26 protein-coding genes and 1 riboswitch are annotated in these 26,425 nt (G+C 66.0%); of the genes, 16 read left to right on the plus strand and 10 right to left on the minus strand.

The features are described from left to right. Positions 1-167: 167 nt before the first annotated feature. Positions 168-761 carry a 4Fe-4S dicluster domain-containing protein gene (locus C1876_RS06270; protein WP_114545860.1) on the minus strand — a complete coding sequence of 198 codons (594 nt, stop codon included), beginning with the start codon at positions 759-761 and terminating at the stop codon, positions 168-170. Positions 762-764: 3 nt separating this feature from the next. Further along, positions 765-3,122: a molybdopterin-containing oxidoreductase family protein gene (locus C1876_RS06275; RefSeq protein ID WP_114545861.1), complete on the minus strand. Its 2,358-nt coding sequence runs from the start codon at positions 3,120-3,122 to the stop codon at positions 765-767. A gap of 232 nt (positions 3,123-3,354) precedes the next feature. Here C1876_RS06275 and C1876_RS06280 point away from each other — a divergent pair, with 232 nt between their 5' ends. Both C1876_RS06280 and C1876_RS06285 read left to right on the plus strand, forming a co-directional pair. After that, entirely contained in the window at positions 3,355-5,049 is a 1,695-nt protein-coding gene (locus C1876_RS06280) for an ATP-binding protein (RefSeq protein ID WP_114545862.1), read from the plus strand. Beyond that, positions 5,024-5,731 (plus strand): response regulator transcription factor, encoded by a 708-nt coding sequence (locus tag C1876_RS06285; RefSeq protein ID WP_114545863.1) that lies wholly within the window; start codon positions 5,024-5,026, stop codon positions 5,729-5,731. The genes C1876_RS06280 and C1876_RS06285 overlap by 26 nt, the downstream gene beginning before the upstream one ends. Here C1876_RS06285 and C1876_RS06290 read toward each other — a convergent pair whose 3' ends face one another. Then, positions 5,732-7,213, minus strand: a complete 1,482-nt coding sequence (locus C1876_RS06290; RefSeq protein WP_114545864.1) for a helix-turn-helix transcriptional regulator — start codon at positions 7,211-7,213, stop codon at positions 5,732-5,734. A 238-nt stretch (positions 7,214-7,451) separates the two neighbouring features. Here C1876_RS06290 and C1876_RS06295 point away from each other — a divergent pair, with 238 nt between their 5' ends. From C1876_RS06295 to C1876_RS06310, 4 genes are all read left to right on the plus strand, one after another. Continuing rightward, positions 7,452-8,246 (plus strand): 4Fe-4S dicluster domain-containing protein, encoded by a 795-nt coding sequence (locus tag C1876_RS06295; protein WP_114545865.1) that lies wholly within the window; start codon positions 7,452-7,454, stop codon positions 8,244-8,246. A 15-nt stretch (positions 8,247-8,261) separates the two neighbouring features. Next, the gene (locus C1876_RS06300; protein WP_114545866.1) at positions 8,262-10,556 is read left to right on the plus strand and encodes a molybdopterin-containing oxidoreductase family protein; all 2,295 of its coding nucleotides are present in this window, start codon (positions 8,262-8,264) and stop codon (positions 10,554-10,556) included. Between the two features lie 63 nt (positions 10,557-10,619). Continuing rightward, positions 10,620-11,141 (plus strand): cytochrome c3 family protein, encoded by a 522-nt coding sequence (locus C1876_RS06305; protein ID WP_114545867.1) that lies wholly within the window; start codon positions 10,620-10,622, stop codon positions 11,139-11,141. A gap of 22 nt (positions 11,142-11,163) precedes the next feature. Continuing rightward, complete coding sequence (locus C1876_RS06310) at positions 11,164-11,856, plus strand: hypothetical protein (protein ID WP_114545868.1); 693 nt, start codon at positions 11,164-11,166, stop codon at positions 11,854-11,856. Positions 11,857-11,903: 47 nt separating this feature from the next. Here C1876_RS06310 and C1876_RS06315 read toward each other — a convergent pair whose 3' ends face one another. Further along, positions 11,904-13,352, minus strand: coding sequence for an alanine/glycine:cation symporter family protein (locus C1876_RS06315; RefSeq protein WP_114545869.1), 1,449 nt, complete (start codon positions 13,350-13,352; stop codon positions 11,904-11,906). Positions 13,353-13,422: 70 nt separating this feature from the next. Further along, a complete protein-coding gene (locus tag C1876_RS06320; protein ID WP_114545870.1) occupies positions 13,423-13,710 on the minus strand; it encodes a helix-turn-helix domain-containing protein in 288 nt (95 codons plus the stop codon). A 97-nt stretch (positions 13,711-13,807) separates the two neighbouring features. On the opposite strand from C1876_RS06320, the gene C1876_RS06325 reads away from it, so the two are divergent. Beyond that, positions 13,808-14,251 carry a hypothetical protein gene (locus C1876_RS06325; RefSeq protein ID WP_148044541.1) on the plus strand — a complete coding sequence of 148 codons (444 nt, stop codon included), beginning with the start codon at positions 13,808-13,810 and terminating at the stop codon, positions 14,249-14,251. Position 14,252: 1 nt separating this feature from the next. Continuing rightward, positions 14,253-14,573 carry a helix-turn-helix transcriptional regulator gene (locus C1876_RS06330; protein WP_158544634.1) on the plus strand — a complete coding sequence of 107 codons (321 nt, stop codon included), beginning with the start codon at positions 14,253-14,255 and terminating at the stop codon, positions 14,571-14,573. Between the two features lie 26 nt (positions 14,574-14,599). Here C1876_RS06330 and C1876_RS06335 read toward each other — a convergent pair whose 3' ends face one another. After that, complete coding sequence (locus C1876_RS06335) at positions 14,600-15,097, minus strand: L-2-amino-thiazoline-4-carboxylic acid hydrolase (protein ID WP_114545873.1); 498 nt, start codon at positions 15,095-15,097, stop codon at positions 14,600-14,602. Positions 15,098-15,217: 120 nt separating this feature from the next. Further along, a riboswitch (FMN riboswitch) is annotated at positions 15,218-15,389 on the plus strand. Between the two features lie 136 nt (positions 15,390-15,525). Between C1876_RS06335 and C1876_RS06340 the strand changes: the two genes are divergently transcribed. From C1876_RS06340 to C1876_RS06360, 5 genes are read left to right on the plus strand one after another with little or no spacing between them, the layout of a single operon-like run. Continuing rightward, positions 15,526-16,131, plus strand: coding sequence for an ECF transporter S component (locus C1876_RS06340; protein ID WP_114545874.1), 606 nt, complete (start codon positions 15,526-15,528; stop codon positions 16,129-16,131). A gap of 4 nt (positions 16,132-16,135) precedes the next feature. After that, positions 16,136-16,957 (plus strand): energy-coupling factor transporter ATPase, encoded by an 822-nt coding sequence (locus C1876_RS06345; protein ID WP_114545875.1) that lies wholly within the window; start codon positions 16,136-16,138, stop codon positions 16,955-16,957. Beyond that, a complete protein-coding gene (locus tag C1876_RS06350; protein WP_244910063.1) occupies positions 16,933-18,072 on the plus strand; it encodes an energy-coupling factor transporter ATPase in 1,140 nt (379 codons plus the stop codon). The genes C1876_RS06345 and C1876_RS06350 overlap by 25 nt, the downstream gene beginning before the upstream one ends. Further along, entirely contained in the window at positions 18,065-18,859 is a 795-nt protein-coding gene (locus tag C1876_RS06355; protein ID WP_114545876.1) for an energy-coupling factor transporter transmembrane component T family protein, read from the plus strand. The genes C1876_RS06350 and C1876_RS06355 overlap by 8 nt, the downstream gene beginning before the upstream one ends. 39 nt (positions 18,860-18,898) lie before the next feature. Continuing rightward, entirely contained in the window at positions 18,899-19,312 is a 414-nt protein-coding gene (locus C1876_RS06360; protein WP_114545877.1) for a pyridoxamine 5'-phosphate oxidase family protein, read from the plus strand. Between the two features lie 9 nt (positions 19,313-19,321). On the opposite strand, the gene C1876_RS06365 is transcribed toward C1876_RS06360, so the two are convergent. Next, entirely contained in the window at positions 19,322-19,540 is a 219-nt protein-coding gene (locus tag C1876_RS06365; protein WP_114545878.1) for a helix-turn-helix domain-containing protein, read from the minus strand. A gap of 135 nt (positions 19,541-19,675) precedes the next feature. Between C1876_RS06365 and C1876_RS06370 the strand changes: the two genes are divergently transcribed. Beyond that, complete coding sequence (locus C1876_RS06370) at positions 19,676-19,870, plus strand: hypothetical protein (protein WP_114545911.1); 195 nt, start codon at positions 19,676-19,678, stop codon at positions 19,868-19,870. Positions 19,871-19,883: 13 nt separating this feature from the next. Here the strand turns inward: C1876_RS06370 and C1876_RS06375 are convergent, their stop codons facing one another. Together C1876_RS06375 and C1876_RS06380 are read right to left on the minus strand one after the other, a co-directional pair. Continuing rightward, positions 19,884-20,204 (minus strand): DUF1292 domain-containing protein, encoded by a 321-nt coding sequence (locus C1876_RS06375; protein ID WP_114545879.1) that lies wholly within the window; start codon positions 20,202-20,204, stop codon positions 19,884-19,886. Between the two features lie 92 nt (positions 20,205-20,296). Continuing rightward, positions 20,297-21,841 (minus strand): LuxR family transcriptional regulator, encoded by a 1,545-nt coding sequence (locus C1876_RS06380; protein WP_114545880.1) that lies wholly within the window; start codon positions 21,839-21,841, stop codon positions 20,297-20,299. 172 nt (positions 21,842-22,013) lie between these two features. Here C1876_RS06380 and C1876_RS06385 point away from each other — a divergent pair, with 172 nt between their 5' ends. Both C1876_RS06385 and C1876_RS06390 read left to right on the plus strand, forming a co-directional pair. Then, a complete protein-coding gene (locus C1876_RS06385; protein WP_114545881.1) occupies positions 22,014-23,231 on the plus strand; it encodes a M20 metallopeptidase family protein in 1,218 nt (405 codons plus the stop codon). After that, the gene (locus tag C1876_RS06390; protein ID WP_114545882.1) at positions 23,224-24,705 is read left to right on the plus strand and encodes a YfcC family protein; all 1,482 of its coding nucleotides are present in this window, start codon (positions 23,224-23,226) and stop codon (positions 24,703-24,705) included. The genes C1876_RS06385 and C1876_RS06390 overlap by 8 nt, the downstream gene beginning before the upstream one ends. A 1-nt stretch (position 24,706) precedes the next feature. On the opposite strand, the gene C1876_RS06395 is transcribed toward C1876_RS06390, so the two are convergent. Beyond that, positions 24,707-26,200: a helix-turn-helix transcriptional regulator gene (locus tag C1876_RS06395; RefSeq protein ID WP_227113523.1), complete on the minus strand. Its 1,494-nt coding sequence runs from the start codon at positions 26,198-26,200 to the stop codon at positions 24,707-24,709. Between the last annotated feature and the right edge of the window lie 225 nt (positions 26,201-26,425).

The following is a 26,425-nucleotide window of genomic DNA, read 5'->3' on the forward strand; positions in this document are numbered from 1 at the left end:
CTCCGCGCGCCATCGTCGAAGCGAACCATCTTGGGAAAACCGGGCATCGGTCGAACCGGAGGATACCGCTCCATCAGGCAAAACGGCCCCCGTGTGCGGGGGCCGTTCACCGAAGCCGGGCCAAGGGAGGGAGACGGCCCGCCTGTCAAAGGAGGGCTGTCGAAGCGCTACGCCTTCTTCTTCGGCGTCGCCTGCTCGGCGGCGCGCTGCTCCACCGCGGTGTCGTCGGGCTCGGCGGTGAGGTTCGGATCGACGGTGATCACGAAGTTCGGCTTCGTCTCAACCGCGTCGTCGGACACGATGTCGGCCTCGTGGGCGCCCTGCAGCTCGTCCATCTCGCCCACGGCGATGTTCATGCCGGGGCACGCCGCCACGCAGGCCGGCAGCTCGCCGCGCTCCTGCCGATCGACGCACATATCGCACTTGTACGTCTTGCTCTCGGCCTCGTCGTAGCACGGCGCATGGTACGGGCACGCCTCGATGCAGGTTTTGCAGCCGATGCACAGGTCGTGGTTCTGCTGCACGATGCCGTTGTCGAGCTTCGTGTACGCCTGCACGGGGCACATCGCCACGCAGGCCGGCTCCTCGCAGTGATTGCACGACATGGACAGGAACGACAGCGCCCGCGGGTCGTCCTGCTTGATCTCGGTCACGCGGCGCAGCAGCACCCCGCTTCCCAGCTGTTTCTCGCTCTTGCAGGCGATGGAGCACGTCTTGCACCCGTAGCAGTTCTTGTTGTTCATCCAGAATCCGAGCGCCATGGTTTACGCCTCCTTCTTCACGTCGACGAGCGTCTGATTGCAGCAGTGCGTTCCGCCCAGGGTCTTCCACACGTCGTTGGTCACGTAGCTGCTCGAGCCGCCTTGCTGCTCCCACCAGCCGTTCTGCAACCCCACGACGCCCTGCTTGATGCGGGTGCCCACCTCGGCCACGCCGCGATGCTCGCCGCGGTCGTTGAACACCACCACCGCGTCTCCGTCGGCGATGCCGCGCGCGGCTGCGTCGTCCTCGTGCAGCAGGATAACCGGCTGCTTGTCGCACACCTCGTCCATCCATTCGAGGTTGTTGAACGTGGAGTGCACGCTGCGATACGTCTTGCGCTGCACGCTGAACAGCGGGTACTTCGCCGCCAGCTCGTCTGCGTTGCGCGCGTCCTCCGCGGCGCGGGCGTAGGTGCAGAGGGGGTTGAAGCCTTCCTTCTTCCAGCTTTCCACCCAGAACTCGGCCTTCTTCGATTTCGTGAAGAACACGCCGTCCTTGTAGGGGATGTAGTCCTTGCCCACCACGTCGACGGCCTTCTTCTCCACAAGCTCGTCGTAGGTGACGCCCGTGGGTTCCAGCACGTTGGAGATGAGGTCCTTCATGGGCACGTCGAACGCGTCGCCGAACCCGAGACGCTTGGCCAAATCGGTGAATATCTCGAGGTCGCTCTTCGACTCGCCCGGGCCGTCCACCGCCTTCTCCATGAGCTGAATCCAGTGGCTGCGCGCGTTGGCAAGCACGCCTTCGGTCTCGAAGATGCCGGTGCACGGCAGCACGAGGTCCGAGTACAGCGCCGTGGACGTGAGGTACTGGTCCACCGTCACCACGAAGGGAATCTTCTCGAGGGCCTTCTTCACCATGTTCGTGTTCGGCCACTGCGTCATGGGGTTGCCGGTCATCGACCACAGCACGTTCACCTTGACGGGGTCTTCCGCAAGCACGTGCTCGCCGAACGTGAAGCGCGGGATGGCGGCCACCTCTTCGGCAGCCTTCGGCACCTCGAGCGGGTTGCCCGTGGCCACCTCGTTCATGCCGCCCGCGTCGCTCACGCCGTCACCGATGTGGCCCACCTGCCCGCAGAACGCCGCCAGGTACGCGCCGATGGCGGTGGCGTACGTGCCGTTCTCGGTGCGCATGAAGCCGCCCATGTTCTGCACGATGAGGGCGTGCTCGGCGGTTGCGTACTCCTTCGCGATGCGCTCGATGTCGGCGGCCGGCACGCCGCACTCCTCCTCGGCGGCCGCGAGCGTCCAGGGCTCCGCTTCGGCGTAGATGAGCTCGAACTCGGTGTTGTAGGCGTCGGCCGCGTCGGTGCCGTCGAGCGTGAACGCCGCCTCGATGCCGCTCTGATCGTGCGGCACCACCTCGCCGCTCTTGACGTCGTACACCACGAAGGAGGCCGGGTCGTCGGGGTTCTTCAGCACGGGCTCGCCCGTGGCCTTGTCCACGAGGCAGGGCGCGCAGGTGTGGGCGCGCATGAACTCCTCGTCGTAGAGCTGCTCGTCCACGATGACCTTGAGCATGGCCAGGCCGAGGGCCGCGTCGGTGCCGGGCCAGGGCTGCAGCCAGTCGGTGGCCTTCGCGGCCGACTCGGTGTAGATGGGGTCGATCACCACGAGCTTGCCGCCGCCCGCCACCACGCGCTCGAAGCGCTGGAAGTAGCCCTGCTTCGAGATGGCGGGGTTGTTGCCCCACACCACCACGTAGGTGCTGTTCTCTATCTGGTTGCGGCAATCGAGGAAGCGCTTGCCGTAGATGGGCACGATGGCCGCCGTGGTGCCCGCGCAGCAGAGCGAGCCCACCGTGGTGGACGCACCGCCCATGTTCGCGAAGAACGCGTTGGCCACGGGGCCGTGCATCGAGCCGAAGTTGCCCGAGCCGGTGACGTAGCAGATGGACTTGTTACCGTCTGTTGCGATGGCGTCCTTGAACTTGTCCTCGATGAGCTGGTACGCCTCATCCCAGCTGATCTCCTTGAACGAGCCCGAGCCCTTCTCGCCGTCGCGCAGAAGCGGCATGGTCAGGCGATCGAGGTCGTTCACCATCTGCGAGCGGGCGATGCCGCGCGCGCAGGCCGCGCAGTCGTTCAGCTCGGACGACTCCACCTTCACCAGCTTGCCGTCCACCACGTAGCCCTTCAGGTTGTGGTGCTGGCACTCGGGCGGGCAGGTGGAATAGAACACCTGCGCGTCGGCGTAGGGGTCCGTCGTCGCGCCCGATGCGCCGGCGTCGGCTCCCTCCTCGGCCTTGGGGCTGCAGCCCGCCAGGCCCAGCGCCGCCGCGGCGCCCGTCGTGGCCGCCGCGGCCACGAACGTCCTGCGGGATAGCGAAGGCATGCCCTGATCAGCGGATTGTTTCATCACGCTCTCCTCTCCTCGTCGTGCTCGTCGTGCGGCCGGAACACCGAATCCCCCGTTCCGCCGCACCCCGTATTCTCCTCACGAGCGTCCCCCGGTTCAATATTCTGAAGCGGAACTTTCGATTAAGAAAGTCCTACAAATATTAAAAAAGTATTATCATCCCGCGCTTCCCGTTCCCACCTCGGCCCGTTTGTCGGATAATCGACGCTCAGGGGTGCAAGGGGGAGTCGCCATGACGTTCAAACGTGGGATACGTTTCAAGTTCGCCGTGTTCATCGGCGCGTTCATCGTCGCGCTCATGGCGGTCGACGCGCTGTGGAACGTGCAGCTGCAACAGCAGCAGGCCGAGAACGAGGCGCGCGAGAAGGCCGAAGTGCTGGCTGACGAGATGCACGCCATGTGGGACTTCATCGACATCAACCAAAACGTCATCAACCGCACCGACGACGGCGCGTTCCGCACGAAGGCGCTCGTGTGCGTGGTCACCGCCAAGTCGGTGAGCACGCTGTTCACCATGAACACCGACTACAAGATCAACTACACGAGCCCCACCCCGCGCCAGCTTGCCAACGCGCCCGACGCGTTCGAGCAGCGGGCCTTCGACGCCTTCGCCGCCGATACCGCGCTCGAAGCGTACTACGACGTGGAATACGACGCCGACGGCCGACGCGTGTTCCGCTACACCGAGCCGCTCTACGTCACCGAGACGTGCCTCGAGTGCCACGGCGACCCGGCGGGCGAGCTCGACCAGTTCGGCTACGAGAAGGAGGGCATGCAGGTGGGCGACATCGGCGGCGCCGTGTCCATCACCGAGCCCATGGACATCTACGCGGACGGCATGCGCACGAGCGTGCTGCAGCAGGTGTTCATGGTGCTGCTCGTGCTCGTGCTGGCCTGCGTCGGCATCTACTTCGCCGTGAGCAAGCTCGTGCTGCACCCGCTCGACGCGCTCGGCCGCGCGGCCAAGCAGGTGGGCGAAGGCGACTTCTCCTATCGCCTCGAGACGAACGCCGTGGGCGGCCCCGACGAGATCACCGAGTTCGCCGACGACTTCGACAAGATGGCGCGGCAGCTCGAGCGGCTCTACACCGATCTCGAAAGCGAGGTGCGCAGCCAAACCGACAAGCTCTCGGCGCTCAACGACCTGCTGCTCTACCAGAAAGCCGAGCTCAAGCGCGCGCTCGACCGCCTGAGCGAGGAGACGGCGTACAAAAACGAGTTCTTCGCCATCATGAGCCACGAGCTGCGCACGCCGCTCACGTCGATCCTGGCGTTCGCGCGCATCCTGCGCGGCACCGACTCGCTCGACGACAAGACGCGCAGCGCCGTGGAGGAGATCGAGGCGAACGCCACGCTGCTGCTCAACATGGTGAACAATATCCTCACCATCTCGAAGGCCGAGGCGCACAAGAACGAGCTGGTGGTGGAGCCCGTCGATTTCGTCGATCTCGTGGGCTTCATCAAGAAGTCGCTCGAGCCCGTGGCGAAGAACAAGGGCATCGCCCTCACGGCGAAGACCGCCCCCGACGTGCCCCTGTCCATGGCCGACTGGGAGAAGCTGCGGCGCATCGTGGAGAACCTCGTGGACAACGCCATCAAGTACACCCATGTCGGCGGCACCGTGGACGTGCGCGTCACGTTCGACGGCGCGGCCGTCGTCCTGGCCGTGGCCGACGACGGCATCGGCATCGAGGCCGCCGACCAGGAGGGCATCTTCGAGCGCTACCAGCAGGCCGGGCAATCGCCCAACCGCCGCTACCGCGGCACCGGCCTGGGGCTGGCCGTGGTCAAGGAGCTCACCGAGCTGCACGGGGGCACCGTATCGGTGGTGTCGGCGCGCAAGCACGGCAGCACGTTCACCGTGCGCATCCCCTACGTTCCCGTCGATACGGAGGAATACGATGAAGAAGATCCTGCTGGTCGATGACGAGAGCAGCATCGCGCGGCTCGTGCAGAGCATGGCGGAGGACGCCGGCTACGCGTTCGCGCACGCCGCGGACGGCTACGAGGGCCTGGCCGCCGTCGAGCGCGAGCAGCCCGACCTCATCATCATGGACGTGATGATGCCGAAGATGGACGGCTTCACCACCTGCCGCCGCATGCGCGAGCGCGGCATCACCTGCCCCATCATCTTCCTGTCGGCGAAGGGCGACATCGTGGACAAGGGCGTGGGCTTCCAAGCCGGCGGCGACGATTACATGGTGAAGCCGTTCGACCCGCGTGAGCTGCTCATGCACATCGAGGCGCACCTGCGCCGCGCGCAGATGGCGGCCGCCCCGCCTGCGCCGCGCGAGGGCATCCTGCGCGCGGGGCGCTTCGTGCTCGACCAGGGACAGTTCCGCGTCACGAAGGACGGCGAGCGCTTGGCACTCACGCCCAAGGAGTTCAAGATATTCTTCGCCCTGGCCTCGAGCTCCGGCCTCGTGCTGTCGAAGGAGCAGCTCGTGGAAGCCGCCTGGGGCAAGGAGTTCGTCGGCGAGACGTCCAGCATCACCGTGTTCATCAAGAAGCTGCGCGAGAAGGTGGAGGACGACGCGTCCGACCCCCGCATCATCCAAACCGTCTGGGGCATCGGCTACCGCTTCGAGCCCGACGGCGAGGACGCGTAGCTACCCGGCCGCCTCCGCGCCGTCGGTCTGCTCGATGATGTCGAGCAGCTCCTGGCGGTTGTGGATATCGAGCTTCTGGTAGAGGTGCATGCGGTGCGTCTGCACGGTGCTGCGCGACAGGAACAGCTTGTTCTCGATGTGCGCCGAATCGCGCCCCTGCGCGATGAGCATGGCGATTTCCGTCTCGCGTGGCGAGAGCTGGTAGGCCCGCGCCACCGCCTGGCACTTCGCCTTGAAGGGCGTCTTGTGCTTGAACGGCACGATTTGCACGAGCGCGTTCGCATCGGCCTCGGTGAACACCGCCGCGTAGCCCACCGCCACCGCGAGCACGGCCGCGAACACGATGAGGTGCACGTTGTCCATGGTGAGGTGCTGCACGAACACCGAGCTGAACAGCGCGCCGCCGAGCGAGCCGAGCGACCAGGAACCGTACACGAACCCGAAGAAGCCGGGGGCGTACGACGAGCGGTCGCGGAACACCGACGCGGCAATCACCCAGATGAGCAGGAACACGAGCTGGTACATGATCACGCTGCACGTGTAGCCCGCGATGGCGGCCTCGCCCGCCAGCACGATGGGCAGCAGCAGGATGCTGGCAAGCCCCATGAGGAAGATCGTGCGGTACAGGTGCCCGAACTGGAAGCGCTCGCGGTACGCCAGCAGCGCGTAGACAAACGCGACGGCCGCCACCACGACCACGAACGCCGCCGCGTGGTAGGCCACCGCGAAGGGCGAGCTGATGAGCTGGGTGCGCATGAACGCGTCGAACTCGCTGCGGAACAGGTGGTCGATCACGCCCCAGGCGAACACGATGACCCCCAGCTTCACGAGCATGCGCGCCGACGTGCCACGGCCCTCCCGCGGAACGGACGCCGTGCGCGGCGGCTGCTCCCCCGCCTGCTCGCGCTGCCCGACGCGCAGGCAGATGGTGGACACGAGCGGCAGCGCGATGGACGTCGCGATGACCGTGTAGATGTTCGCTATCGAGACGATGGCGTTGATGGCGCAGGTCAGCACTTGCGACAGGAACAGCGTGAGGAACATGCTCTGCACCGACAGCCGGCCGAACACCTGCATCCAGAACAGGTAGAGCAGCACGGTGAGTGCGCCCGACACCGCGATGACCACGTTGCCCGTCACCGTCACGGAGTTCTGCGTGACGAGCGGCAGCACGAGCACCGCGCCCATGAGCGCCATGGCCACGCCGAGCGCGAGCGGCTTCACCGTGCGCTCGAGCAGCGGGAACAGGCGCCGGCCGCCCAGGAACAGCACGAAGCACGCCAGCGCGGCCGCCACGAGCGACGGCATGCAGGCGCCGTGCGGCGGCTTGCTCACGAGCGCGCTCATCACGTTGTCCGGCGTGGCCGCCGCAAGCAGCGTCGGCGAGATCGACACGGCGCAGCCGAAGCCCACGGCAAGCGTCACGTTGGCCCGCGTGACCGCGTTCGACCAAGCGTCTTTCAAAGCAGCGCGATTCCCCATGGAAGCCCCCTCGTATCCCCTACGATCTTCCACGCTCCATTCTACCCCATGGGCATGCGTGCGAACAACGTACCGCCACCTGGGGAAACGAAAGATCATATAACGGAACCGATGCGGTTTCGCACGCTCACCCACCGCTTCCGATACCCCGAAGCCCCGCAGTTTGCGAGAGTATCCCCAACGCCTCGCGCCGCAACGGGAGTGCGGGGCACGGGGAATGCGAGGAGAGGAGTCAAGCATGACGACATGGGGAATGCTCATCGACCTCAAGCGCTGCGCGGGATGCGGGGCATGCGTCGTGGCCTGCCAGTTGCAGAACAACCAGAGCCCGGGCGTGTCCTGGGTGAAGCTCGACGCCGTGGAATGGGGTGAGGAGGCCGGCGAGGCAGGGCGCGCCTACCTGCCGCACGCGTGCATGCACTGCGACAACCCCGAGTGCGTGGCCGTCTGCCCCACCGGCGCCAGCCAGAAGCTCGACGACGGCGTGGTGGTGGTCGAGTACGACGCGTGCATCGCCTGCGGGTACTGCATGTCGGCCTGCCCCTACGGCGCCCGCGTGCTCAACGAGGGCAAGGGCAACTACTTCGGGGAGTACGCGCAAGCGCCCTACGAGGCCTACGGCACGCAGCGTGCGCGCGTGGTGGAGAAGTGCATCTTCTGCCGCGAGCGCGCCGAGGAGGGGCTGCCCGTCGCCTGCGTGCTCAACTGCCCGGCGCACGCGCGCTTCTTCGGGGACCTCGACGACCCTGAAAGCGACGTGAGCAAGCGCATCGCGCGCGGCGACGCCCTCCGCGTCGACGAGACGTCGTTCTACTACGTGCCCATGAACGGCATGGACGAGCAGCTGCTGCCCACCGCCGCGGGCGGCGCGTACGCCGAGAGCTCGAAAGCGGCGCCCGGCATCGATCCCGTGGTTGCCACCGTGGGCGTGGCGGCCGTTGCGGCCGTCGGCGTGGGCGTGGGCGTCGGGGTGAAGAAGTCGAAGACCAAGGCGAAGGCGCAGGCCAAAGCCGACGACACGAAGAACGACTAAGGGGAGGCGCGCATCATGACCACCACCATCGCACCCGCGGCATCCGCCGCTTTCAGCCGCCGCTCGTTCGTGAAGGGAGGGGCCGCCCTCGCCGCCGGCACGGCGCTCGGCACCGCGTTCGGCTTCGACATCGCGCACGCCGAGGGCACGGTCGACCCCGACGCCCCGCTCGAGAAGCGCTACACGTACTGCGACATGTGCAACCAGGTGCCCAAATGCGGCATGACGGCCTACGTGCAGGACGGCAAGATCGTGCGCGTCGAATCGCGCACGCCCCACCCCACCACGCCGCTGTGCGCCAAGGGCCTGGCCAGCATCCAGGAGCTGTACGACCCGAAGCGCCTGCAAACGCCGCTGCGCCGCACGAACCCGAAGGGCACGGGCGCCTCGCAGTGGGAGCCCATCACCTGGGACGAAGCCTACGACACCATCGTGAGCGAGTTCAACCGCGTCAAGGATGCCGACGGCCCCGACGCCGTGATGTTCTACTGCGGCGACCCGAAGGAGCCGCGCCCGCCCATCCAGCGCGTGGCCACCCTGTTCGGCAGCTCCACGTACGGCCTCGAGAGCTCGCTGTGCTCCACGGCCACGAACATCACCTCGCAGCTCGTGTACGGCCGCGGGCAGAGCTCGTCGGGCTCCGACCCCACCGACGACACCGGCAGCTGCATGATCTGGAGCCTCAACGCGGCCTGGTCGCAGCCGAACCGCCACGCGAAGTTCATGGACCAGAAGGAGCGCGGCTGCAAGTTCGTCATCGTCGACCCGCGCATCACGCCCACCGTCATGGGGCTCGCCGACATCCATCTGCAGCTGCGCCCCGGGTCGGACGGCGCGCTCGCGCTCGGGTTCATCAACATCCTCATCCGCGACGGCCTCGTGGACAAGCAGTTCGTGGACGAATGGACGCACGGCTACGAGGGCCTCGCCGACCTCGCCGCCCAGTACCCGCCCGAGAAGGTGGAGGACATCACCTGGGTGCCCGCCGCGAAACTCGAGGAAGCCGTGCACCTGCTGGCCGACAACGCGCCCAGCACGCTCGTCACCAGCTCGGCGGGGCTCGCCCACTCCTCGAACGTGGGGCACGCGCTGCGCGCCGTGTTCATGATCCCCGCCCTCATGGGCATGATCGAGAAGAAGGGCGGCGTCATGTTCGCCTCCGGCGGCCTGCCGCTCGACGTGAGCGGCTCGTCGGCTAAGTTCCGCGCCGAAGACCTCTACACCGAGCAGCACTTCGAAGAGAAGCGCGTCGACAAGGACGACTTCCCCGCCTGGGTGTCGTTCACCAAGCACTTCCAAACGGCCAGGCTGCCCGAGTACATCGACGAGGGCAAGATCAAGGCGGCTATCCTCGTGGCCAGCAACGTCATGATCTGGCCCGAGTCGAACCGCTACCAGGAAGCCCTCGGCAAGCTGGAATTCGTGGCCGCCGTCGATTACTACGAGCGCCCCTGGACCCACGACTACGTGGACATCCTGCTGCCCGCCGCCATGTGCCACGAGCGCATGGCCCCCTTCGCCGCCTACGGCCGCACGATCTTCTTCCGCGAGCCGTGCGTAGCGCCGGCGGGTCAGGCGCGCGAAGACTGGCAGATCATGCTGGAATTGGGCTGCAAGCTGGGCTTCGAGGAGGAGTGCTTCGGCGGCAGCGTGGAGGCGGCCCTCGACAACGTGCTGAAGACGGCCGGGCTCGACGTCACCCTCGACGACCTGCGCGCGAACCCCGAAGGCCTTGAGATTCCGGGCAGCAAGAACGAGGAGGGCAAGCACGCCAGCGGCAAGCTGCGCAAGGACGGGGAGCCGGGCTTCAACACGCCTTCCGGCAAGCTCGAATTCGACTCCGAGATGCTCAAGGGCTTCGGCTACGAAGGGCTGCCCGTGTACGAGGAGCCCGTCCACACCCCCTACGCGCCGAGCGAGCAGGACAAGCAGTACCCGCTCGTGCTGAACGCGGGGTCGCGCCTGCCCTTCTACACGCATTCCAAGCTGCGCGAGATTCCCTGGCTCAACCAGTTCATGCCCGAACCGGTGGTGCGCCTGCACCCGCAGGACGCCCGCGACCGCTCCATCGGCAACGGCGACGTGGTGCGCGTGTTCAACCACCAGAACGAGATCGAGATGAAGGCCGAGGTGACGAACCTCGTGCATGCGGGCATGGTGGACATCTTCCACGGCTGGCATCAGGCCAACGTCAACCTGCTCACCACGCGCGACTTCGACCCCATCACCGGGTTCCCGCCCTTCCGATGCGGCCTGTGCGAGGTCGAGCCCACCGGCAAGGGACGCCTCGTCGGCCAGGACAAGAGCTGAGTCAGCGAACGATTGCTCCCCGTCGGCGCGGCGACGCGCCGACGGGGAGCGCGAGGAGGAACCATGGAAGATCGGAAGAAGAGGAACAAGGGGCTCATCGCGCTCGGCGTTGCGGCGGTGGTTCTCGTGGCGGCCGGCACCGGCTTCTGGGTATGGCACGAGCAGCCCAGCTTCTGCAACGCCATCTGCCACACGCCCATGGACCCGTACGTGGAGGACTACTACGCCGACGACCCGACGCTGCTTGCCACCGCCCACCGCGTGGCCGACGTCACCTGTCTCGACTGCCACGTGCCCACGCTGAGCGAGCAGCTGGCCGAGGGCGTGTCGTGGGTGGCGGGCGGCTACGCGCTGCCGCTCGAGCAGCGCAGCTTCGACAACGCGTTTTGCATGAACGGGTCGTGCCACGCCATCGGGCAGGACAGCCTGGCGCAGATCACCGGGCAGCAGGCGTACAACCCGCACAGCGCCTACCACGAGGAGCTGGCCTGCGGCACCTGCCACAAGTCGCACACGGCGTCGGTCATGCAGTGCGCGCAGTGCCACAGCGACGCCGAGGTTCCCGCCGGATGGACGGTTCGCTAGCCGCGAGAGAGGAAGTTGTCCCATGGAAGTGCTCATTGCCCTCGCCCTCAGCGTGCTGTTCGCCTTCGCGCTGAGGAAGCAGATCAAGCGCTACGCGGTGTCGTTCTACATCGTGGCCATCGCGATGGACGTGCTGTTCCTGTCGCAGGTGCTGTTCGGCGTGTCGCGCGAGGTGGCGGTGGCGGTCTACCCCTATCTCACCCGCTGCTTGCTGGGATTCGCCCTGTTCGCCGTCGTCATGTTCATCGGGGCGCTGCCCGAGGGGTCGAAGGCGCAGCGGGCCCTCATGCCCATCCGCGGCGAGCTGTCCATCATCGCCGCCATCCTCACCATCGGGCACGTGGCGAACTACCTGGGGGCCTATCTGGCCGACATCCTGTCCGGCTTCGTGGGGATGTCCGCGGGCATGATCGCCTCGTTCGTGGTGTCGAGCCTGCTCATCGTGTTGCTTGCCGCGCTCACCGTCACCTCGTTCAACGCGGTGAAAATGCGGATGGACGCCGATGCGTGGAAGCGGCTGCAGAAGACGGCCTATGCCTTCTTCGCGCTCACGTACGTGCACCTCATGCTCGTGCTTCTGCCCACCGTCTCGTCGAGCGGGCAGAGGGCCACGTTCAGCATCGTCGTGTACTCGCTCGTCATGGCGGCGTACGCGGCGCTGCGCATGACCACCCACATGCGCAGCGGCAAAGCGAAGCGGGGCGCGGCGTCGTGACAAGCGCGTCGGCGCGGGCCGGGTGCCCGCGCCGACGCGGCCGAGCGCTACTTTCCCTCGAGCTGGGGGATGGGGGTGTCGTCGAACTCGTCGAGGTTGCCGTCGTAGACGTAGTGGCGCGTCTCGCGGGCGATCATGCCGCTCAGCAGCAGCACGACGATGATGTTGGGAATGGCCATGAGCGCGTTGCCGATGTCCGAGATGGTCCACACGATGTCGCCCACGCCGATGGCGCCGAGGAAGGCCACGGCCACGTACACCACCTGGTACGGGCGGATGGCGTAGCGGCCGAACAGGTACGTGATGCAGCGGTTGCCGTAGTAGGACCACCCGAGGATGGTGGTGTAGGAGAACGCCACCATGCCCAGCACGAGGATGGGCGTGCCGATGTAGGGGATCTTCGCGAACGCCTCGCTTGCCAGCATGGCGCCCGAATAGATGGTGGGGTTCTCGAGGATGGACGCGGCGATGTCGGGGTTCGCCAGCATGGTGGACACGAGCACGATGCCCGTGAGCGCGCAGATGACCACCGTCGACCAGAAGGTGCCGGTCATGGCCACGAGCGCCTGCTGCGCCGGATTGCGGGTGGCAGCGGCGGCGGCCACGATGGGCGCCGAGCCCAGGCCCGACTCGTTCGAGAACAGGCCGCGCGCGCAGCCGAACTGCAGGGCCATCATGATGCCGGAGCCCACCGCGCCGCCGAACGCCGCCTTCGAGGTGAAGGCGCATTCCAGGATGAGGCCGAACGCGTCGCCGACGAGCGCCCAGTTGAACGCGAGGATGATGAGGCACCCCACGGCGTAGGCCACCGCCATCACGGGCACGAGCTTCTCGCACACTTTCGAGATGGACTGCACGCCGCCGAAGATGACCACCGACACGAGCACGACGATGACGAGGCCCACCACCCAGGCGGGCACGTCGATGTTCGAGGTGATGATGCCGGACATGGCCGAGGCCTGCACGGCCGACCCGGTGCCGATGGCCGCCACGGCAGCGAATGCGGCGAACGCCACGGCGCCGAGCTTCGCCCACCAGGGGGTATGCCCGCCAGGACGCGGGTCGCGCTCGCCTTGGGCGTTGCGGCGGAACGCGCGCTCCCAAATGTACATGGCGCCGCCCAGCATGGCGCCGTTATGGTCGCGCACGCGGTACTTCACGGCCGCGTACACCTCGGCGTACTTCGTGGCGATGCCGAACACGCCGGTGATCCACATCCAGAACACGGCGCCCGGGCCGCCCGCGAGGATGGCCGTGGCCACGCCCACGATGGAGCCGGTGCCGATGGTGGCCGCGAGCGCGGTGGCAAGCGCGCCGAAGTGGCTGATATCGCCCTTGCCCTCGGGGTCGCTCGACAGCGACAGCTTGATGGCCTGCGGCAGCTTGCGCTGGATGAACCCGGTTTTGAACGTGAAGAAGAGGTGCGAGCCCAACAGCAACGCGATCATTGCCGGGCCCCACACAAAAGAATCGATGGTGTTGAGGATTTCAATCATAGGGTTATCCATTGTAGTCCAGCCACGCCGCCCCCGTCCGAAACAACGTCACCCGTCCACAACTGGTTACCTAGAAGCTCACCAGCATGACCTCGATGCCGTTCCTCCTGAACACCGGCTTCATAAACTCCGGCTCCCGCAGCTCGGGCAGCACCTGCTGCAGCGCCAGAAAGATATCGGCCGACGGTGCCCTGCTGCCGTCCTCCAAAGCGTACACGGTGCGCTCGGACACGCGCATGCCCGTGCGCTCCTCCACCGCGTCGCACAGCGCCTTGCCGCGCGTGTAGCCGTTCGCCAGCCGCGCGGCCTTCAACAGCACGCCGTACTTCGCCCAATCGACCACGCCGTTCTCTTTCATGCTTGGCCTCTCTTTGCACTATCGTGCAATTCTCGCTATACTGTTTTGCATTATAGTGCAAACTTCATGCTTGCGGAGGAAAAAGGGGCGTGTTATCATGAGTTCAGTTAAAAATGAACTTTGGAAGCAATCGGGCGGATCAGGAAAACAGCTTATTCGGCGCAAACTCGACAACGGCATGTACTACTACGTGCTGTCCGATGAAAGCGGTACGCGATCATTTCTGGACGACTGGCTGAACGACCCCCGCTCCAAAGAGAAAGCGAGGAGACTCATCGCAACAGTGGTGAAAATCACCACGAACGGGCTGAAGTGGGCGACGGAAACGAAACGGGTGCGCCGCATTTCGCCGGACCTGTACGAGATCAAGAACTTTTCCGGAGCGGCGCGCGTGATGGCCCACATTCGCGTGACGGAAGCAATCGTGATGCTTCGGCCGTTTCAGGGGCACAGCGGGACCGGCTCCATTCCGACCGCCACCATCGCAAGCGCCGTTCGACAGCAGCGTCTCGTCGTCGAACTGTTGGAAGAGGATGATTGACATGATGATAACAAGGGATGACCGCGACTTCATGAGGGACTTCGAGACGCCCGGAACCCGCGCGTTCGACCATGCGCTCGATCTCAGCGTCATGATCTGGGAACTCATGCAGGAGAAAGGATTGTCCAAAACCGAGCTCGCGCGCCGCATGGGCGTTTCGAAGTCGAATCTGTCCAACCTGCTGAACACGCAGCCGAACATGACGCTGGAAACGATCGCGCGATTCGAGCTCGCCCTCGACGTCAAACTCGAGTTTCGTTTCGTGCCGAAAGACGCGCGCGACTCCGCCGCAGACGAGAAGCCCGCCTCCGCTCAGGGATAGCGCACCCGCTCGCCTCCCTGTTCGCGTTAGCGGTGGTAGATGAGGTGGCAGACGTCGTCGCCGCGGGCGATGGTTTTGGGGAGGTCGAGGTCGCAGCCGTAGGCTTCGCCGATGCCGCGGTCGCCGCACATGGCCCAGTCGCACAGGTTGGAAATCTCCTCGTCGGTGCAGCCCTGCTTCTGCCATGCCTTCACGAGCGGGCAGTAGTGGAACTCGAGCTCGAAGCGGTCGTCCTGCACATCCTTGACGTCCATTTCGAACACCATCTGCGCCGGCTTGCCGAACAGGCCCTTCTTGAGGCTTTTCAGGCTGTTCGTCCCGCCGCCCAAGGCCCGGAGCTCCGCGCCTTGGAACAGCCCGCAGCGCTTGACCGCGGCCGGCGCGAACGTGGCCGGGTCGGCACCCGCCTTCGCCGCCTCGTCGGTGAGCAGGTACAACCATAGCGCGCGATGTTCCAAAAGCTCGCGGATGGCCTTGATGAGCGGGTTCTTGATGCGCGGTTCGTTGACGACCTTGCTTGCCATGACTCCCCCTTGCGTTCGTCGGTGGCACCAGTATACCCCGCCAATTGTCCGGATTCGTCCGCATTTCAAACGCATAACGGTTGCCATACGGCCCCGCTGCGGCTACAATGCCACCCATGGATTCTGTTTCAGGGCGAGGTGCAATTCCTCACTGGCGGTAATCCGGCCATCGGCGCGTGCGCCGAAGAGCCGGGAGTCCGCGACCCTGCAGCGAGGCGGCAACGCAGCGATGCAGGCTGATTCCGGTGTGATTCCGGAACCAACGGTATAGTCCGGATGGAAGAGGCAGAGATCCGCGCGACGCGCTGTGCGCAGGCGTCGGCGGACCCCAAGAAGCCTGTATGGAAGGAATTCATACGGGCTCGTTTTCTCTTTAGGCCGGGAAACGTGACCCGAACGTCACGGCCTGCGAAGAGAAAGGGGTTGCCATGAGCGGCAACACTCCCGGCGCATCCGCGCCCGACACCTACGATTTCACCAACACCAACAAGTGGGACACCCGTCAGCTCGTGACCATGGCGCTCATGTGCGCCATCGGCGTGCTGCTGTCGTTCGTGGAGTTCCCGCTGCTGCCGGGCGTCACCTGGCTCAAGTACGACGCCTCCGCCATGCCCGCCATGGTGTGCGGTTTCGCCTTCGGGCCGGGCGCGGGCCTGGCCGTGGGCATCGTGGGCGCCATCATCCACGGCATCCTCATGGCCGACTTCTCGGGCGCCATCATGAACATCCTCGTGGTCACCGGCTTCATCCTGCCCGCAGCGCTCGTGTACCGCCGCAAGCGCACGTTCAAGAGCGGCGTCGTCGGCCTCGTGCTGAGCGCCGTCGCGGCCACCATCATGGCCATCGTGGGCAACCTCATCATCACCCCGATGTGGCTGGGCGTGCCCTTCGATGCCGTCGTGGCCATGATCCTGCCCATCCTCACCCCGTTCAACCTTATCAAAGCCGGCATCAACGCCGTGCTCACGCTCATCGTGTACAAGAGCATCTCCAATTTGATCACGCCCAAGAAGAAGCAGGTGAAGGGACGCTAACCGCATGATCGAGTTCAAGGACACCGGATTCACCTACGACGGCGAGCACTTCGTGCTGGACGGCGTGGATGCGCGCATCGCCCCCGGCGAATTCGTGTGCATCCTCGGCGGCAACGGCTCGGGCAAGTCGACCATGGCCAAGCACATCAACGCGCTGCTCGTGCCCGACGCGGGCAGCGTGCACGTGCTCGACCACGATACGCGCGACGAGAAATCCACGTACTTCATCCGCAGCAACGCCGGCATGGTGTTTCAGAACCCCGACGACCAGCTGGTGGCAAGCCTCATCGAGAACGACGTGGCCTTCGGCCCCGAGAACCTGGGCGTACCCACCGACGAGCTGCGCCGCCGCGTGTCCGACGCCCTGGCCGATGTGGGGCTGCAGGGCTTCGACAAGCGCGAGACCGCGGCGCTGTCGGGCGGGCAGAAGCAGCGCGTTGCCATCGCCGGCGTGCTGGCCATGGAGCCCTCCATCCTCATCCTGGACGAGGCCACGGCCATGCTCGACCCGCGCGGCCGCAAGGGCCTCATGCGCGTATGCCACGAACTGCACGACCGCGGCATGACCGTCATCATGATCACGCACTTCATGGAAGAAGCCGCGCAGGCCGACCGCGTCATCGTGCTCGAAGACGGCCACGTGGCCGCGGAGGGCACGCCGGACGAGGTGCTCGTGCAGGCCGACCTGCTCGAGCACCTCAACCTCGACCTGCCCTTCGCCGCCGAGCTGTCCCTCGAGCTGCAGAAGCGGGGCGTGCCCGTGAGCATGCACATCGAGACGACCACGTTGAAGGAGGAGCTGTGCCGATTGCTTTCCAAGGCGTAAGCTATTCCTACGCCGATCCGAACCGCCAGGAGAAGCGGAAGTCGCGCATCAAGAAGCGCCGCGAAGCCGGCGTCATCGAGGACGCCCCCTCGCTCAAGCACGGCAAAGCGGCCTGGGGCGTCGACCCCGATGCCGTGTGGGCGCTGCGCGACATCGACTTCACCCTGGAAGACGGCGAGTTCCTGGGGATCGCCGGCCACACGGGCAGCGGAAAGAGCACGCTCATCCAGCACATGAACGGCCTGGTGAACCCCACGCGCGGCCGCGTGCTGCTCGACGGGCAGGACCTGGCCGACAAGCGCGTGGCGCAGGCATGCCGCGGCAAGGTGGGCCTCGTGTTCCAGTATCCCGAATACCAGCTGTTCGCCGCCACCGTGCGCGAGGACGTGGCGTTCGGACCGCGCAACCTGGGGCTGTCCGCCGACGAGGTGGACCGTCGCGTGGCGGCGGCGCTGCAAAGCGTGCGGCTCGACCTCGACGAGGTGGGCGACAAGAGCCCCTTCGAGCTGTCGGGCGGGCAGCAGCGCCGCGTGGCGTTCGCCGGCGTGCTGGCCATGGAGCCGCGCATCCTCGTGCTCGACGAGCCCGTGGCCGGCCTCGACCCCGTGGCGCGCGAGGAGTTCCTCGACCTCATCGACGAGTTGCACGCGGGCGGCCTCACCGTGGCCATGGTGTCGCACAGCATGGACGACCTCGCCCGCCTGTCCGACCACGTGCTCGTGCTCAACGAGGGTCGCCAGTTCGCCTTCGGCGCCCCCGCCGACGTCTTCGCCCACGGCGACGAGCTGCGCGCCATCGGCCTCGACGTGCCCGCCCCTCAGAAGCTGGCCGCCGAGCTGCGCGCCGAAGGGGTGGCGCTTGATCGGAACCTGTACGATACGGAGACGCTCGCGCAGGATGTGGCAAGGATGTGGAGGGAAGGGAGCGAGGGCGGCTCCCAGCGCCCTGGGCGCGGGGTCAACCCGAGGGACGACGCCTCGCGTCGGTCGCGCCAGTCCAAAGCTCCCGCAGGTCATCAGCCGACGCAAGAGGAAAAGGCAGGTTGCCCGCCGACGCAGGAGGGAAAGGCAGGTTGCTCGCCGACGCAGGAAAACCCGGAGGCTCCCCATGCCTGACATCGCGGTTATCGGGCGCTACTGGCCGGGCACGAGCCCGCTGCATCGGATGGACGCGCGGGCGAAGCTGCTGCTGGCGCTCGCGCTCATGGTGGTGGTGTTCGTCGGGCAGTCCTTCTGGGGGCTCGCGGTGTGCGCCGCGTTCGTGCTCGGCTTCTTCAAGCTGGCGGGCATCCCGCTGCGCTCGGCGTTCAAGTCCATCGCGCCGCTCGCGTTCATCGTGGTGGTCACGGCCCTGCTCAACGTGTTCTTCGTGCAGGGCGGCACCGTGCTGTTCGAGTGGTGGATCATCCGCATCAGCGAGGCGGGCCTATGGCAGGCGGCCTTCATCGCATGCCGTCTGCTGCTGCTTCTGCTCGGCATGAGCCTGCTCACCCTGACCACCCCCACGCTCGACATCACCGACGCCTTCGAGTACCTGCTGCAGCCGCTGCGCCGCATCGGCGTGCCGGCCCACGAGCTGTCCATGATGATGGGCATCGCCCTGCGCTTCCTGCCGCAGTTCACCTTCGAACTGCAAACCGTGTACCGCGCGCAAATCAGCCGCGGCGCCACGTTCTCGAAAGGCCGGGTGCGCATGCTCACGTCCCTCATGGTGCCGCTGTTCACCAGCGCGTTTCGCCATGCGGAAACGCTGTCGTCGGCCATGGAGGCGCGCTGCTACCACGGCGGCGTCGGGCGCACGCGCCTGCATCCCCCGGCGTTCACGCGCCTCGACCGCAACGGCGCCCTCGTGATCCTGCTCATGCTGGCCTGCACCGTCGCCACGAACTTCATCCCCTTCTAAGCTCGCATTTCACCCAACCGTCCTACGAAAGGAACCATCATGAACGGAAACGAAACCATCGTCGACTACCTCACGAGCGTGCCCGCCTGGTACCTGGCAACGTGCGAAGGCGATCAGCCGCACGTGCGCCCCTTCAGCTTCGCCGCCATCCAAGACGATCAGATCTGGTTCTGCACGGCCACGACGAAGGATGTATACCGCGAGCTTACGATCAATCCGAAGTTTGAGTTGACTGCCTGGAAACCGGGCAGCGGCTGGGTTATCATGCGGGGAGAGGTTGATCTTGAGGATCGGGCGAACGAGAACGTGCGTCGCGCGGGGTACGAGCACATGACCGGTTTGGGTGAAAGCTACGAAGGACCTGAGGATGAGACGCTCACGTTCTTCACCGTGCGCAAGCCCGAAGCTTGGTTGTGCGACATCGACGGCAGCTGGAACCCCGTCGCGCTGTAGCGGAAGCGTTCAAAGACCCTCGAATAATTGACCGACCGTGGTGTCCAAGCCACCCGCGATGCGTTCAAGCATGTCGACCGTCGGATTTGCCTTTCCGCCTTCGATATCGATGAGGTACTTGCGGCTGACTCCCACCATGAGCGCGAAGGAAGTTTGCGACACGTTCGCTTCCGAGCGCAGCCTCGCAATAGTTGTCCCGAGCTGAGTTTTTAGTGAAGTGTTCTGCATGCCGGTTAAAGGCTAGCCCGGGCGCGAGGAAAAGACGTAAACTATAGTTTACAGACCGTCAATAAAACAAGAGGTTTGTACTATGAGATTATCGAGAGAGTCATTGCTTCAGCTAAAGGGCACCGGAGGTCGCACATGAGCGGAACCGAGTACGAAGAACTGATGGAGACTATAAGACGCGCTGCGGCGCGCATTTTTGAATATGCGGAAACCGAAGAAGAGGTCTGCCGGCTCGAGCAGGCGATCAACCACGAGATCATGTACGTGGCCGCTATCGCCCAGTCCGAGCGGGTCAAGCCCCCGACGGGATGGGACCCGCTCGGACGATAACGTGACGTACGACCTAGGAGAAGTCGTACAGATCCTTCGTCGCGGTGCGGAAATCGTCGTACACTTCGGCCGCCACCGCTTCGTCTTCGACGATCTCGAACGCCGCGGGCTGCCCGTCTTCGTCGAGTTCCATCACCTCAAGCAACACCACTTCACCAGACGAGCCTGCGGGCTCGTCTTCCGTTATCGGGAAGAAAAAGCCGTAGCTGCGATCGCGATGCAGGATGAGGCCGAGAAACTCGAGCTCGGTCTGCTCGCCCGTCTCGTCCTCGAGCACGATGGTGATGCCCTCCTCGGTGGGCGGACAGAAATTCGGAGCGCTTCCCTGGCGCATGGCGGTTCCTTCCTCGATACGTTCAACGATCGCCGTAGCGTACCACAGCGATGCGGCGTGCGGTCATGCATGCCGCCATCGACAGAAAAGCGTTAGACGATATAGTCGCGGCCGCTCTCCACAAGATCGATGAGCTCCTGCTGCGTGTGCACGTTCAACTTCTGGTAGATATGGCGGATGTGCGTCTTTGCGGTGTTGCGCGTCACGCGGCACTCCTCCTGGATGAACGCGCCGTTGCGCCCGCGCGCCAGCAGCACGAACACCTCGCCCTCGCGCTCGGTGAGGCCGTGCACCTCTGCCAGGTGCGCGCACCGCGTCTCGATGGCGGCCTCGGGCACCGCGGGCGCCTCCACCTCCTCCACCGGCTTCACGCCCCGGATGGCTTCCGAGAAGCTGAAGTCCTTGAGCACGATCCACACGTACCCCACGAACGCGGCGGCCACGAGCGCCAGGAGCAGCAGGCGCACATCGGAGCCCGTCGCGTCGGCGGCCACCGGCAGCTGCGTCAGCGCCACGCCCAGCGTCGCGCCGCAGCTCGACGCGCAGAAGCCCTGTCCGAGCGCCGCGATGCCGCCCGAGGGGTTGCGCGCGGCGATGATGGCGAGCGTCGCCCACGTGAGCACGCTGAACATCTGAGCGCCCACGGTGAGCGCGCCCGACGCCACCCACCCGAGCGCAACGGTCTGGGCCGACGAGACGAAGAAGCCGAACACCACGAGCAGTCCCGACACGTGGAACAGCGCATCCTCGCGCGAGCCCCGCTGCGTGAAGGCGCACCATCCCGCCAGCGCGAGCATAGCCACGCCGCCCACAACGCTCTGCCACCGCGTGCCCGAACCGGTGCCGAACGTGATGGACAGCCCGAACGCCACTTCGAACAGGAAGATGCACACGAACAGTCGGTTGAACGGACCGGGAAACGAGCCCGGGTTCGTGAGGGCCAGCTCGCTCGGGGGCGTGCGGTCGGACAGCCCGTCGCGCAGCCGCGCGACGGGGGCGGCAACCGCCGCAAGCGCCACGGCGGGCAGCAGCGCGTAGGCGATGACGGGCGCGAAGGCCAGCAGCGGGCCGAACGCGAGGAAGACCGCATAGGACAGGCACACCCCGCCGGCCATGGTGACGAGCACGCCGCGCGGGCGCAGGCGCGCGAGCGACAGCCCCGCCACGATGACCGCCCATGCGCGGCCGCACGACAGCAGCGCCGCGCCGGCAAGCGTGACCGCAAGGTTGTAGCCGTCGAACGCGCCGAGCATCCAGAGCGCGCACCCCGCCGCGAGCGTGCCCACCGCGCCCACCGTGGCTGCGCGCACCGACAGCGGCGCGCTTCCGCGATGCGCGACGAGCGCCCACAGCCCGAACGCGGCACCGTACAACAGACCGCTCAGCACGAGCGCCCAGGGGTTGGAAGCGCTGAAGGGCGGATGCACGTAGCCGTTCTGCACGAACGTCGACAGCGACAGCGCGCACACGGCCACGAGGCTGCGCGCGTCGATCAGCCGACCGCGCGCCGCGGCAGGACGACGCCCCGCGCCCTGCGCGCCCGCTTCCGTTTCCGCCTCCGCGTCCGTTTCCGCACGCTTCGTCGCTCGTATGGCGTTCTGCATTTCGCCCCCGATTTTCGACCGTTTACCGTCCATTACCTACCGTTCACCCTCCCGTAACGCCAGCAGGGTGACGATCAAACCCGTGTCACCTCCGTATTGTACCGCTCGTAAGGCGCCCTCGATGTGGGCGCGGACGCACCGGTCGGGATTCTTCTCTTCGTTCGCCAGAAGAATTCCGACCGACGAAGCGAAGGAGGCATCCTGCATGACCACCATCCTGGAAGAGGCGCAAGCACTGGAAGGCGAAATCATCGCCAACCGCCGCTGGCTGCACGAGCATCCCGAAATCGGTTTCGATCTCCCGCAAACGACGGCGTACGTCGCCGAGCGTCTGCGGGAGATCGGCCTCGAGCCGGAAGAGATCGTGCCGGGCGGCCTCGTGGCCACCGTGGGCGACCCGTCGTCGGAGCGCTGCTTCATGCTGCGCGCCGACATGGACGCCCTGCCCATCGCCGAGGAGACGGGGCTTCCCTTCGCTTCGGCAAACGACTACATGCACGCCTGCGGCCACGACGGCCACACCGCCATGCTGCTGGGCGCGGCGCGCATCCTCAAGGCGCACGAGGCCGAGCTGGCCGGCTGCGTGAAGCTCATGTTCCAGCCCGACGAGGAGGGCACCGCGCCTGACGAGATCTGCGGCAACGAAGCCATGATCAACGCCGGCGTGCTGGAGAACCCGCGCATCGATGCGGCGGCGGCCATCCATCTCATGCCGCTCACGTTCAAGCGCGGCGAGGTGGCCACGCGGCTCGGCACCGCGTTCTCGTCCATCGATGACATCGACATCGTCGTGCACGGCAAGGGCGGCCACGGCTCGCAGCCGCACCAAACCGTCGACCCCTTCAATATCGCCTGTCATCTGTACTTGGCCTTCGAGAACCTCATCGCCCGCGAACAGGACCCCACCGAGCAGTGCGTCATCTCGTTCGGCGCCATCAACGGCGGTGCGGCGGCCAACGTCATCCCCGGCGACGTCCACATGCTGGGCACCCTGCGCACCATCTCCGAACACACCCGCGCCCGCATGAAGGAGCGCATGGAGGCCCTGTGCGACGGCATCGCCGCGGCGTTCGGCGGCTCGGCGGAGATCCAGTTCCTGCGCGGCGTTCCCAGCGTGTACAACGATCCCGCGCTCACCGACGAGCTCATCGACTACGTCGAGGCCATGACCGGCGCGCCCGTGAGCATCATGGACAAGCCGATGTCCGGTTCCGACGACATGAGCACCATCTCCCAGGCCGTGCCCACCACGTACTTCCTCCTCGGCACCGGCACCGAGGACGAGGGCGTGCACTACCCCGTGCACAACGCCCGCACCACGTTCGACGAGAGCGTGTTCGCCGAGGGTGCCGCCCTCACCGCTACGGTAGCTATGCGCTGGCTCGAGGCCCGCGCGCACGAGAACGGAGAGATCGATGGCTGAGACCGTCCAGGCAGAACCGAAACCCAAGAAGAAGCGCCGCACCCCCGATTCGTTCATCATCCTCGTGGTGTGCCTCATCGTGGTGGCCGTCGTGGCCGTCATCGTGTCGATGTTCACCGGCGAGGTGACGGGCGCGACGTTCGCCGACGTGCTCATGTCGCCCGTGCTCGGCTTCGCGAGCGCCATGCAGGTATGCGTGTTCGTGCTCGTGCTGGGCGGCTTTCTGGCCATGGTCAACAAGACCGGCGCGCTCGATGCCGGCGTGGCCACGCTCGTCCGCTCGCTCAAGGGCCACGAGCTCGTGCTCATCCCCATCCTCATGCTGCTGTTCGGCATCTGCGGCTCCACCTACGGCATGATGGAAGAAACGGTGCCGTTCTACATCCTGCTGGCCGCCACCATGTTCGCCGCGGGCTTCGACACGCTCACCGGCGCGCTCGTGGTACTGCTGGGCGCCGGCGCGGGCTGCATCGGCTCGACGGTGAACCCGTTCTCCGTGGGCGTGGCCACCGCCGCCCTCACCGACCTCGGCATCCCCATCGACCAGGGCCTCATCATCGGTTTCGGCCTCGTGCTGTTCATCATCGCCGAAGCCATCTCCATCTTCTTCGTCATGCGCTACGCCAAGAAGGTCAAGGCCGACAAGGGCTCCACGTTCATGTCGCTGCAGGAGCAGGAGGACGCCGAGAAGGAGTACGGCCAGATGGAGGAGGACGCGGAGAACCCGTCGTTCTCAGCCGTGCTGTCGGGCAAGCAGAAGATCGTGCTCGTGCTGTTCGCGCTCACGTTCGTCATCATGATCGTCGGCTTCGTGCCGTGGCAGAACTTCGGCATCGACCTGTTCATGGCCGGCGGCTCGGTTGACAACCCGTCCGGCGCATGGAGCGCGTTTCTCACGGGAGCCCCGCTGGGCATGTGGTACTTCAACGAGGCCACCGCGTGGTTTTTGCTCATGGCCATCGTCATCGGCCTGTTCGCGCGCCTGTCGGGCAAGGACATCGTGGGCACGTTCCTCGGCGGCTGCGCCGAGATGGTGAGCGTCGCGCTGGTCATCGCGCTCGCCCGCTCCGTGGCCGTTATCATGAGCGAGACCGCGCTCGACACGTTCATCCTCACGAACGCCGCAAACGCCCTGGCCGGCGTGCCCGCCTTCATCTTCGCGCCCGCCACGTTCCTGTTCTACTTCGTGCTGTCGTTCGCCATCCCGTCGAGCTCGGGCATGGCCACGCTCGCGATGCCCATCATGGGCCCGCTGTCCGACGGCCTGGGCTTCTCGCCCGAGGTCATGGTCATGATCTACGTGGCGGCGCACGGCCTGGTGGCCATCATCACGCCCATGAACGGCGCCGTGCTGGCAGGCCTCGCCCTTGCGAAGGTGCAGTACGCCACCATGCTGAAAGCCGTGATGAAGGTGATCGTGGTCACCGCCATCGTCTGCGTCATCGTGCTGACCGCCGCCATGCTGATTTTGTAGGCTACAACGCGTCGTCGAGCGGGGCGGCCCCGGCTTTCACGCCGTCCCGCGCCTCGACGCCCAGAAGGTCGAACAGCTCCTGACGCGTGTGGATGTCGAGCTTCTGGTAGATGTGCCGCACATGGGCCTTCGCCGTACCGTTCGCGATGAACAGCTCCCGCTCGATGATGCCCACCGTCTTGCGCTGGGCCAGCAACAGCAGGACCTCCTCCTCGCGCGTGGACAGCTTATACACGCGCGCCACCTCAGCGCAGCGATCGGCCAGCTCCTGCTTGCGGATCATCGCCGCCGAGTCGACGCCGCCCGCAAGGAAGTTCGCGCCCCAGCGGCTCGACAGCTCCCGCTCCGAGAACAGGATCGTGGTGGCCACCACGATGGCGACCACCGTGAGAAGCGACACGAGCATCTCCCCGTTGCCGCCCAGCACGTCGGCTCGCTGGGCGCCGTCCGTCACGACGCGGCCGAGCCACATCGACACCTGCCGCACGCTGCGCTCGATGCCGAACAGCCAGATGGCCGACACGCCGTAGCGGTAGCAAATGTTCGCCATGATGAGCATGATGAGGATGGATTGTGCGGTGTAGCCCGCCGACACGCAGAAGCTGGCCGCCGTGCCCTGGATGTGCCCGAGCGCCGGCACGAGGAACAGCGCCACCACCATGAGCGGCAGCGCCACGCGGTAGATGATGCCGAAGTCGAACCGCCCGCCGCGCACGGCCACGCCCAAAAACACGAGCAGACCCACCGCAAGCGCCCCGGGCGCGGAATGCGGGCCGAACGCTCCGGCGTACAGGTCGCCCTCCATGAGCCCGTAGGCGAACGCGTACGCGGCCATGAACAGCACGGCCTTCCAGGGCACCGAGAAGCGCGTCCACGAGGTGGACGGCAGCTCCGCAGCGGGAAGGCCCGCGAACCCGCGGCGCAGGCCCACGAGCGAGAGCGCCGGCAGCAGCGCCGTCATGACGAACAGCCACGGCAGCATGAACCCTCGGTACACGTACAGCAGAAGCGCGCCCGCCACGATGGAGGCGGAATAGTACAGCGCCACCCGCAGCGGGTTCAGGCACCCGTACAGCTCGCTCCAGAACAGGATGAGAAGCGCGATGCCGAAGCCTCCCAGCACGCCGGCGGGAAGCCCCGCGGCAGGCGCGATCCCCGGCAGCCAGCATGAGGCGAACATGAGCGCGGTGGAAGCCGTCAGCGCGACGCCGCACACCGCGAACACGAGCGGCTTGTTGAAGAAGGGGCCTATCCTGCGCGCGAGCAACGTGCACGCCACCGCCGTCACCACCATGGTGAGGTCGAACACGTCGCGCCCCGAGAACGCCATGGCGGGAAATTCCACAAACGAGCCCACGAACACGATCTCGATCCACGCGCGGTACACGCCCAGCCCCAGAAACGCCAGCGGAACCGCAACCACGCCGCAGAACAGCCGCGGGCGCTTCCGCTCGCCCTTCTCCCGGCTTTCCCCTCGCCCGTCAAACCTACCCACAAACTCTCCTTCGCCCCATCTTGCCATGGGGCGATTATAGACGAAACGTTTTTTGTGCACGGATGCCTTCAAGACGGTTTCTCTCCGATCCAGAAAAAATAAAGGGTTATGCGAGGGGGTTACGGTTTTTAGACCATCGAATTTCGCCGTGGTCGATGCACGCGATCCGACCGTTTTCTATGGTGAGGAAGCCCGCTGCCCAAAGCGGTGCGAGAATCGACGATC

Origin of the sequence: Eggerthella sinensis (assembly GCF_003339815.1) — a bacterium.
Classification (GTDB): domain Bacteria; phylum Actinomycetota; class Coriobacteriia; order Coriobacteriales; family Eggerthellaceae; genus Eggerthella; species Eggerthella sinensis.